Genomic DNA, 9576 nt, shown 5'->3' on the forward strand with positions numbered 1-9576 from the left:
TATGTTTTTGCATAATGTGTTGATTCAAAAGGAGAGATTATCTATGTTTCGCGGTATGAGACGATTTAAACAAGAACTGACGAAAGAAGAATGCAAAGATATTCTTATAAATGAGCCGAGAGGTGTTCTCTCTGTAATAGGCGAAGGCGGCTATCCGTATGGTATGGTGATGAATCATTGGTATCATGAAGCGGACGGTAAGCTGTATTTCCATGGTGCGAAGGAAGGGCACAAGATCGATGCGATCAAAGCGTGCGATAAGGTATCGTATTGCGTACATGATGAAGGCTTCCGCAAAGAAGGCGAGTGGGCGCTCAATATAAAAAGTGTCATCGTATTCGGTCGTATCCGCATTGTCGAGGATGAGGAGAAGATGAGAGAGATCTGCTCAAATCTCTATCGTAAGTTCGACGATGATGAGGATGCACTGAAACACGAATTGACGCATCTTAGCCGTGTGATGTGTCTGGAGCTTACGCCCGAACATATGACGGGAAAATTGGTCAAAGAATCATAAAATAGAATATAATATAGAAGAATCTCCCTTATTCGAGGGAGATTTTTTCTTTTTCTTGCAGTTGTGTGATGGCGGTTTTATAATAGAAGGAAAGAAGTCTGAATAATGAGGTGATTCTGATGAAAATATATAAAATTGCGGTGATCCCGGGTGATGGTATCGGTACGGAAGTTGTGACGGAAGGGGTCAAGGTTCTCGAGCGTGTAGCAGAGCTTGATGGTGGTTTCCGTTTTGAGTTTACATGGTTCCCGTGGGGCTGTGAATATTATCATAAGCATGGTGTGATGATGGACGAGGACGGTATCGACCGTTTGCGTGCGTTCGATGCGATCTTCCTCGGTGCGGTCGGTTCTCCCGATGTGCCCGACCATATTTCGCTCCGCGGTCTACTCCTTCGCATCCGTCAGGGATTCGATCAGTATGTCAACTTGCGTCCTGTAAAGCTCCTCAAAGGTGCGCCGTGTCCGCTCGCAGGTGTTAACCGTGAGGATATTGATATGATGGTCATTCGTGAGAATTCCGAAGGCGAATATTCGGGTATGGGCGATTGGCTGTTCCGCGGAAAAGAAAATGAAGTCGTTTTGCAGACGGGTGTATTCTCACGTAAAGGGGTAGAACGTATCATTCGTTATGCGTATGAAATGGCGCATCGTGAAAATAAAACGCTTACGAGTGTCAGCAAATCGAATGCGCTCAACTATTCGATGGTGTTCTGGGATCAAGTGTTTGCCGAAGTGGGCAAGGAGTATCCCGATGTAAAAACGCAGGTCGTCAATGTTGATGCGGCGGCTCTTTTCTTCGTAAAACAACCGCAGAAATTCCAAGTCGTTGTTACGAGCAATCTGTTCGGTGATATCTTGACAGACTTGGGTGCGGCGATTGCAGGCGGTATGGGTCTGGCGGCAGGTGCGAACCTCAATCCCGAACGTACGTTCCCGTCGATGTTCGAGCCTATTCACGGCAGTGCGCCCGATATCATGGGTAAGGGGATTGCCAATCCGCTTGCTTCGGTGTGGTCTGCTTCGCAGATGCTTGATTTCTTCGGCTACGAAGAGTGGGGTGCAAAGGTGCTTGGTGCAGTAGAAGATTTGATGGTAGACGGCTCTGTGCTGTCGCCTGATATGGGCGGTACGTCTACGACGAGAGAAGTCGGTGATGCTGTTGTGCGCAGATTGGAAGCGATGGCATAATGCGTAATTTGGGTCTGTTTGTATTGCAGACATTTTATCTATGGCTTTTTTATGCGGGAGGTAATCTGATCGCTTCTGTAATTCCATTCCCCATCCCGGGAAATGTGGTTGGTATGGTGCTTTTGTTCGTTGCGCTATGTCTTGGTATCGTGAAGGTGGAACAGCTACAGGTGGCATCGTCGTTTCTCTTGAAGCATCTGACGTTCTTTTTCATTCCGCTTGCAGTCGGCTTGATGAATTGGGGCGAATTGTTCATGGAGCATAGCGTAACGATCGGTATCAGTATCGTGGCGAGTGCGCTCTTGACATTGTTGGGAGTAGCGGCGTTGACGCTTCTCTGTAAAGGGAGGGTATCGTGATGGACTATGGTATGACGTTGGCTCTCATCGTATTGACGCTCGTTGCGTATCGCATCGCGCGCTACTTGTTCCTCAAGTATCCGAATCCGCTGTTTAACATGGTACTCCTCGGCACAACGATCGTGATCGGTGTGATGGTCGCGTGTGATATTCCGTATGAGCCGTATGCTCCTGCGAGCAAGATCATGACGTTCCTCTTGGGGCCTGCGACTGTTGCGCTTGCGATCCCGCTGTATAAGAACCGTCAGCTATTGAAGGATTTTGGCTTCCTTATTTGTCTTAGTGTAGCGGCAGGATCGTTCCTCTCGATGGCAAGTGCTATGCTTATTATTAAATTGGGCGGTCTTGATGCAGGCGTTATGATAGCGGTAGGGACGAAGTCTGTTACAGCTCCTGTGGCAGTCGAGATCGTACGATTGGCGGGCGGAGATCCGTCGCTTGCCGTGGCGTTCGTCGTTGCGACAGGTACGCTCGGTGCGGCATTCGGCCGCGATATCTTGACTTGCGCGCGTATCAAAGATGAGATGGCACGCGGTCTGGCACTTGGTACGGTCGCGCATGCGCAGGGTGCGGCGATGGGGCTGTTGGAAAGTGAAAAAACGGGTGCTATGGGTAGTTCGGCAATGGCATTGGCGGCAGTGTTTGCCTCGCTGTTTGCACCGCTCCTCATATGGCTCTTGGTATAAGAATGGATAAGGGATATGGCATGGTGCTGTATCCCTTCTGTTTATATGTCGGCAAGTGAATTTTGAAGGAATTTTCGGCAGAAAAAAGGGAAATAGCGCATAATTGTAGAAGATTATTTTTTCATAGTTATTTTGTTTTGGGAAGAAATCAAGCAGGAGGAGAATAGTGTGATAAAAGTAGATTCTGCTATTTTGGCAAGTGTGAGCAAACCTGCTCGTTATACAGGCAACGAATTGAACAGTGTGCATAAGCCGTACCAAGAAGGTATGGTTCGCTTTGCGTTGTCGCTCCCCGATGTATATGAAGTCGGTATGAGCAATTTGGGATTGAAGATTTTGTATGAGATCTTGAACGCGCGCAAAGATGTTGCGGCAGAGCGTGTCTATGCGCCGTGGGTCGATATGGAAGCGAAGATGAGAGAGCATCAGATACCGCTCTATTCTCTCGAAAGTTTTACACCGATCAAGGAGTTCGACTTTGTCGGTTTTTCGCTCCAATATGAGATGATCTATTCGAACGTACTCAATGTACTCGATCTTGCTGGTATCCCGCTTTTGGCAAGTGAACGTGGTGACGATATGCCGTTCGTTGTCGGTGGTGGCCCGTGTGTCTACAATGCGGAACCTGTGGCAGACTTCTTCGACCTGTTTGTTGTCGGTGAAGGCGAGATCGTCTTGGGTGAGCTTGTCGATGCTTATATTGCATGGCAGAAAGAAGGCAGACCTGACGGCAGAGTAGGTTTCCTTCGTCGCGCCGCACAAGTCAGTGGTATCTATGTACCGTCGTTCTATACGATCGATTATAACGAGGACGGTACGATCAAAGCTATTATGGCAAAGGAAGGCGCACCGTCGGTCGTTCATAAACGTGTCGTGCCCGATCTTGATGCAGTACCGTCCGTAACGAAACCTGTCGTACCGTATATCGACATCGTGCATGACCGTATTATGCTCGAATTGTTCCGTGGTTGTACGCGCGGTTGTCGTTTCTGTCAAGCAGGTGTGATCTATCGTCCTGTTCGTGAACGCAAGATGGAAACGTTGATGAAAATTGCAGAGAAACAGGTTGCCAATACGGGCTATAATGAAATGTCGTTGACTTCCTTGAGTTCGGCAGACTATTCCCGTTTGAAAGAACTCGTGCCAGCTCTTATCAACCGATTCTCGAAAGAAGGGGTCAGTGTATCGCTTCCGTCGCTTCGCATCGACAGCTTCTCGATCGAACTTGCACAGGAAGTACAGCAGGTACGTAAAAGCGGTCTGACGTTTGCGCCTGAAGCGGGCACACAGAGATTACGTGATGTTATCAATAAAGGTGTTACGGAAGAAAACTTGATGGAAGCAACGGGTGCGGCATTTCGCCAAGGTTGGTCTACTATTAAGTTATATTTTATGATCGGCTTGCCGACGGAAACGGATGAAGATATCATCGGTATTGCAAAACTCGCCTATCGCGTGCTTGATTTGTATAAGTCTATCAAAGGAAAACGCGGTGCCAAAGTTACGGTCAGTGTATCGTCGTTCGTGCCGAAACCGAATACGCCGTTCCAATGGTTCCCGCAGAATACGCCTGATGAGCTTCGTCGTAAACAACAGCTTCTCAAGGAACATATCAAAGATCGCAGCATCACGTATCATTACCACGATGTACCGACAAGCTTCCTCGAAGGTGTTTTTGCACGCGGTGACCGTCGCTTGGGCAAAGTCCTCTTGACGGCATGGAAAAACGGTGCCAAATATGACGGTTGGTCCGATCATTTCAAATACGATGTCTGGATGAACGCATTCGAAACGGAAGGTGTTGATCCGACATTCTACGCGAATCGTGAACGTGCACTCGGCGAGATCATGCCATGGCAGCATATCTCGTGCGGTGCTGATGAAGCATTCTTATGGCGCGAATATGAGAACGCACAAAAAGAAGTATTGACAGGGGATTGCCGCCGCGATGCGTGCAACTTCTGTGGTGTATGTCCGAACCTCAATGTAACGGTAATAGATGGAGGATTGGCGAAATGAAAACAATCATTCGAGCAGAAATAACGAAAGACGAAGAGATTCGCTACATTTCGCATCTCGACTATGCGGGCGCAGTTGAACGTGCGATCCGTCGTGCAGGTATCCCTGCCGCATATTCGGAAGGATTTAATCCGCATATGAAACTTGCTTTTGCATCGGCACTTGCTGTTGGTGTGACGAGTTCAAGCGAGTATATGGACGTTGAACTTGCCGAATCGTATTCGCTGTCTTGTTTTACACAGCTGTTGGAGCAAGCACTGCCGAAAGGTATTCGCTTAAAACGTGCTGTCTACAAAGATGCATCTGATAAAAAAGCATTGATGGCACTTGTAGAACGCGCTTCGTATCGCATCGTATTGCCGAGCGGATATGATAAAGAGGCAATCAAAAAAGCGATCGCTTCGTTTGAGGCGGAACTTGACGTTGTGATCTGGAAAGAAACGCCGAAAAGCCGCAAGGAAGTTGAGGTAAAACAATATATGGCCGCTCCGATCAAATTCGTCGAAGGTGAGCAAGATGAACTTTTGATGGATATTTTGATCACACCGCAAGGTAGTGTAAAACCGGAACAGATATTGCGCGCACTATATGATTCGTTCGGTTTCCCGATCGAAGTAGAAACGGTACAAATTGAGAGAACGGGACTATTTTGCCGACGTAACGGTAAATGGACTGCGCTCATTGCATAAGAGGGGATATAGATGGCGCAGACGATCATAGTAAATTCACTGCCCGAAGAAACGAGAATGGCGATCGTTGAGGACGACCGATTGGCAGAGCTTGTCATAGAGCGTCCCGATGACAGTCATTTGGTGGGCAATATATATAAAGGAAGAGTGCAGAACATCTTGCCGGGGATGCAGGCGGCGTTCGTCGATATCGGTCTTGACAAGAACGCGTTTCTCTATATCGGAGATCTGCGTGAATGTGAGCTGTCGATGTTTGCCAAAGGCATCGCGCCCGAAAAGCTGTTCGTCGGTCAAGAGATACTCGTGCAGATCGTCAAGGATGCTGTCGGAACAAAAGGACCAAAAGCAACGACACATCTGACGCTCCCGGGTCGCGATGTGGTACTTCTGCCGACGGCTGATTATGTCGGTATCTCGAAGCAGATCGAGGAGAAGGAAGAACGCGAACGACTTAAGATCCTTGCGGAAGAACTGTGTCCCAAAGGTATGGGGATGATCATCCGTACTGCGGCGAAAGAAAAGACGAGCGAGGAATTGACGCAGGATATTCGTTATTTGACGAATCTTTGGCGTGTGCTTGCCGCAAGGGCGAAATATTCGCATGCGCCGATACTCTTATATCGTGATGTCGATCTTGTCATTCGTATGGTACGTGATTATTTGCGTGCCGATGTAGAGCGAGTCGTTGTCGATCAGGTGGATGATTATCAGCGCATCTGTGATCTCTTGAACGGAAGCTCAGCACATGCTGATCTGGCGAAGGTCGAATGCTCTCCCGAAGGTGATATCTTTGGCGCAAACGGACTGAAAGACGCGGTAGACGCTATCCATGCACGTGAAGTTGAATTGCCGTCGGGCGGATACCTTGTTTTTGACAAGACGGAAGCATTGACTGTTATTGATGTTAACACAGGAAAATTCACTGGCGGGACGACACTTGCTGATACGGTATTTTTGACGAATGTAGAGGCGGCAACAGAGATCGCGCGTCAGATTCGGCTTAGAGATATCAGCGGCATCATTATTATCGACTTCATTGATATGGAGAAGACAGAACACCAAAAAGAAGTACTTCGTGTTCTCCAGCAGGGTACGAAGAAGGATAAAACGAAAACGAATATCGTTGGTCTGACGGGTCTTGGTCTTGTTGAGATGACGCGTAAAAAATCGCGTCAGACGATCGATGCCTTGACGCATGAACCGTGTCCGCATTGTGCAGGATCGGGACGTGTGCCGTCGGCGCAGACGATCGGGATACAGATATGTCGTCGGCTTCGTGAGATCGGCAAGAGCCGTAAAAACAATCGCCCGCTGATGGTAGAGGCGCATCCGTCGGTCATTGCATGGCTCAGACATGACAAGCATATCGACAAATTGGAGCAAGACCTGGCGCGAAAAATACAGCTGAAAGAGCAAAAAGAAAAAAATCAATCTGCTTATATTATTTTGCAGGGAGATGTATAAAATCGTTGACAAGCCTATTTCGCTTGTGATATAATCTGATTCTGTAAGAGTATCTTACGGCCCAAACCGCTCGAAGAGGTCGTATAAACAGCAAGGCGCTGTACCGTATTCGGCGAGTATCTTTATAGGGAGGTGTATGTATGTACGCAATCATCAAAACCGGTGGTAAACAGTATCGTGTAAGCGAAGGCGACTCCATTTTCGTAGAAAAATTGGAAGCTGCTGAAGGCGAAGTTGTAACGTTCGACGAAGTTATCGCTGTATCCAAAGAAGATGCTTTGGTAGTAGGTAAACCGTTCGTTGAAGGTGCAAAAGTTACGGCTAAAGTTGAAAAACAGGGTAAAGCTAGAAAAATCTTGGTTTTCAAATACAAAGCAAAAGCTAACTATCGCAGACGTCAGGGTCATCGCCAGCCGTTCACGAAAGTTGTTATCGAAAAAATCGAAGCATAATTATGATTCAGATCAAAATTTTGCGTTCATACAGTAATTCTGTAACAGGATTTTGTATCAAGGGGCATGCAGGCTCTGCGCCGTACGGACAAGATATTGTCTGCGCCGCGGTATCCGCGCTTGCACAGACGGCACTCTTGGGGCTAACCATTCATTTGAAACGTGATGTTTCCTATGATATGGAAGAAGGTCGTTTATCCGTACAGCTGAATACAAAACCCGATGCACAGACAGATGCTGTGTTAGAAACCATGATTTTAGGGCTTCTTGAGATCGAGAAGCTTCACTCGGAGTATATAACTATTTCACAAACTAGGAGGTGAAACGTATGTTTCAGTTTAATTTACAGCTTTTTGCTCATAAAAAAGGTGTAGGTAGTACGCGAAACGGTCGTGACAGTGAATCGAAACGCCTTGGCGTTAAACGTCATGCCGGTGAAGTTGTAACTGCCGGAAGCATTTTGGTTCGCCAGAGAGGTACGCATTTCCATCCGGGCGCGAACGTTGGCATCGGTAAAGACGATACTTTGTTTGCAAAAGTAGCAGGTCGTGTTGCTTTTGAACGCAAAGGCCGTTACAACCGTCAGATCAGCGTTTACACGGAAGAACAAGCTATCTGATTTGTAGACTGAAAGAGACGCCTGTGGAAGGAAACTTCTGCAGGCGTTTTTGTAATATGATGGCAGACGGCTTTTTCTCTGTAAAGTTGTTCTTGGTGTTGTAAACAGGATTTTCGATAGAAAAAGCGAAATATAATAAAGTTAGAGAGAAGAAGCCGAAATTCGGCATTACGGCATATAGAAAGGAAATAAAAAGATGTTTATTGATCGGGCAAGAATACAAGTAATAGCAGGTAGCGGTGGTAATGGGATGTCCAGTTTCCGCCGAGAAAAATTTGTGGCAAAAGGAGGTCCGAACGGCGGTGACGGCGGTCGCGGCGGGGATGTTATCCTTGTTGTTGATTCGGGTATGAACACGCTGTTGGATTTCCGTTATAAACGTAAATTTAAAGCCGATCGCGGTGGCGACGGTGAAAAAAATACGAAACACGGTGCATCGGCAAAACCGATCTATATCAAGGTTCCGCAGGGTACGCTCGTGAAAAATGCGGCGACTGATGAAGTAATGGCTGACCTTACGGTTGTGGGTCAACAGCTTGTTATTGCAAAAGGCGGTCGCGGTGGTCGCGGTAATGCGCGCTTTCCGAACAGTATCAACCGTGCACCTGTATATGCAGAAAACGGTGAACCGGGTGAATCGTTCGATCTCTTGTTAGAATTGAAGCTTCTCGCAGACGTCGGTCTTGTCGGTTATCCGAGTGTTGGTAAGTCGAGCATCATCACGATGGTATCGTCCGCACGTCCTGAAGTTGCTGCATATCACTTCACGACACTCGTGCCGGTACTCGGTGTTGTCAGCCTTGACAAAGGTCATAGCTTTGTTATGGCAGATATCCCGGGGCTTATCGAAGGCGCGCACGAAGGTGTCGGTCTTGGACATGCGTTCCTCCGCCATGTAGAACGTACAAAGGTCATTATCCATGTGCTTGACGCATCGGGTCTGGAAGGTCGCGATCCGCTCGAAGATTACGAAAAGATCAACAAAGAGTTGGCGCTCTATAATAAACGTTTGGCAACGCGTCCGCAGATCGTAGCGGCAAACAAAATGGATATTCCCGAAGCGCAGGAGAATCTTGCACGTATTGAAGCATATATGAAAGAACGCGGTATCGAAGTATTCCCTGTTTCGGCGGCTACAGGCGACGGGCTCAAAGCTTTGATGGAACGTGTATCGGTTCTTTTGGCAGAATATGTAGAGCCTGTCGAAGAAACGGACGAAGAAGCGGTTCGTATGTATCAGCCTGAAGATGAGCATGCAATTACGATCACACGTGACGATGACGGCGCATACGTTGTCAGCGGTCGTTATTTGGAACGCAAAGTTGCTATGACGAAATTCAACAACCCCGAAGCGGTTCGCAGATTCCAGGTATATTGGAAGAAGAGCGGTATCGAAGCGGCGATCAAAGAACGTGGTATTCAAGAAGGCGATACGGTTCGTATCGGCGATATGGAATTTGAATATCGAGAATAGGAGACAGAATAGTGGAATTAACAGGCAAACAAAAAGCATTCTTGCGTTCGCTCGGTCATCATGAGGACGCAATCATTCAGATCGGTAAATCGGGTATTACGCCGACA

The 9576-nt window shown here is 47.6% G+C and carries 12 protein-coding genes; all 12 read left to right on the top strand.

Translation table 11 applies throughout. The features are described from left to right. The first annotated feature begins 43 nt into the window (after positions 1 to 43). Positions 44 to 517 (top strand): pyridoxamine 5'-phosphate oxidase family protein, encoded by a 474-nt coding sequence (locus IJN28_04535; GenBank protein MBQ6713039.1) that lies wholly within the window; start codon positions 44 to 46, stop codon positions 515 to 517. A 116-nt stretch (positions 518 to 633) separates the two neighbouring features. Beyond that, positions 634 to 1707, top strand: a complete 1074-nt coding sequence (locus IJN28_04540) for a tartrate dehydrogenase (GenBank protein ID MBQ6713040.1) — start codon at positions 634 to 636, stop codon at positions 1705 to 1707. Further along, a complete protein-coding gene (locus tag IJN28_04545) occupies positions 1707 to 2066 on the top strand; it encodes a CidA/LrgA family protein (GenBank protein MBQ6713041.1) in 360 nt (119 codons plus the stop codon). Before IJN28_04540 ends, IJN28_04545 begins: the two co-directional genes overlap by 1 nt. Continuing rightward, the gene (locus IJN28_04550; GenBank protein MBQ6713042.1) at positions 2066 to 2752 is read left to right on the top strand and encodes an LrgB family protein; all 687 of its coding nucleotides are present in this window, start codon (positions 2066 to 2068) and stop codon (positions 2750 to 2752) included. The genes IJN28_04545 and IJN28_04550 overlap by 1 nt, the downstream gene beginning before the upstream one ends. A 168-nt stretch (positions 2753 to 2920) precedes the next feature. After that, on the top strand, positions 2921 to 4771 hold the full coding sequence (locus IJN28_04555; GenBank protein MBQ6713043.1) for a TIGR03960 family B12-binding radical SAM protein: 1851 nt from the start codon (positions 2921 to 2923) through the stop codon (positions 4769 to 4771). Further along, a complete protein-coding gene (locus IJN28_04560) occupies positions 4768 to 5460 on the top strand; it encodes a DUF2344 domain-containing protein (protein MBQ6713044.1) in 693 nt (230 codons plus the stop codon). Before IJN28_04555 ends, IJN28_04560 begins: the two co-directional genes overlap by 4 nt. 12 nt (positions 5461 to 5472) lie before the next feature. Next, positions 5473 to 6924 (top strand): Rne/Rng family ribonuclease, encoded by a 1452-nt coding sequence (locus IJN28_04565; protein MBQ6713045.1) that lies wholly within the window; start codon positions 5473 to 5475, stop codon positions 6922 to 6924. Between the two features lie 140 nt (positions 6925 to 7064). Then, positions 7065 to 7376: a 50S ribosomal protein L21 gene (rplU, locus tag IJN28_04570; GenBank protein MBQ6713046.1), complete on the top strand. Its 312-nt coding sequence runs from the start codon at positions 7065 to 7067 to the stop codon at positions 7374 to 7376. A 2-nt stretch (positions 7377 to 7378) separates the two neighbouring features. After that, positions 7379 to 7699, top strand: a complete 321-nt coding sequence (locus IJN28_04575; GenBank protein MBQ6713047.1) for a ribosomal-processing cysteine protease Prp — start codon at positions 7379 to 7381, stop codon at positions 7697 to 7699. 5 nt (positions 7700 to 7704) lie between these two features. After that, positions 7705 to 7995, top strand: a complete 291-nt coding sequence (gene rpmA / locus IJN28_04580; protein MBQ6713048.1) for a 50S ribosomal protein L27 — start codon at positions 7705 to 7707, stop codon at positions 7993 to 7995. Between the two features lie 196 nt (positions 7996 to 8191). Further along, positions 8192 to 9469, top strand: a complete 1278-nt coding sequence (gene obgE, locus IJN28_04585) for a GTPase ObgE (GenBank protein ID MBQ6713049.1) — start codon at positions 8192 to 8194, stop codon at positions 9467 to 9469. 8 nt (positions 9470 to 9477) lie between these two features. After that, on the top strand, positions 9478 to 9576 hold a 99-nt coding region (locus IJN28_04590), incomplete at its 3' end, for a YhbY family RNA-binding protein (protein MBQ6713050.1).

It is taken from the genome of Selenomonadales bacterium, from assembly GCA_017442105.1.
In the GTDB taxonomy this organism is placed as follows: Bacteria; Bacillota; Negativicutes; order RGIG982; family RGIG982; genus RGIG982.

Excerpts from the sequence above, each read along its gene's own strand:
- IJN28_04535 (MBQ6713039.1), top strand. The coding sequence starts at position 44 with ATGTTTCGCGGTATGAGACGATTTAAACAAGAACTGACGAAAGAAGAA.
- obgE (MBQ6713049.1), top strand. The coding sequence starts at position 8,192 with ATGTTTATTGATCGGGCAAGAATACAAGTAATAGCAGGTAGCGGTGGT.
- IJN28_04545 (MBQ6713041.1), top strand. The coding sequence starts at position 1,707 with ATGCGTAATTTGGGTCTGTTTGTATTGCAGACATTTTATCTATGGCTT.
- rpmA (MBQ6713048.1), top strand. The coding sequence starts at position 7,705 with ATGTTTCAGTTTAATTTACAGCTTTTTGCTCATAAAAAAGGTGTAGGT.
- IJN28_04575 (MBQ6713047.1), top strand. The coding sequence starts at position 7,379 with ATGATTCAGATCAAAATTTTGCGTTCATACAGTAATTCTGTAACAGGA.
- rplU (MBQ6713046.1), top strand. The coding sequence starts at position 7,065 with ATGTACGCAATCATCAAAACCGGTGGTAAACAGTATCGTGTAAGCGAA.
- IJN28_04550 (MBQ6713042.1), top strand. The coding sequence starts at position 2,066 with ATGGACTATGGTATGACGTTGGCTCTCATCGTATTGACGCTCGTTGCG.
- IJN28_04560 (MBQ6713044.1), top strand. The coding sequence starts at position 4,768 with ATGAAAACAATCATTCGAGCAGAAATAACGAAAGACGAAGAGATTCGC.
- IJN28_04565 (MBQ6713045.1), top strand. The coding sequence starts at position 5,473 with ATGGCGCAGACGATCATAGTAAATTCACTGCCCGAAGAAACGAGAATG.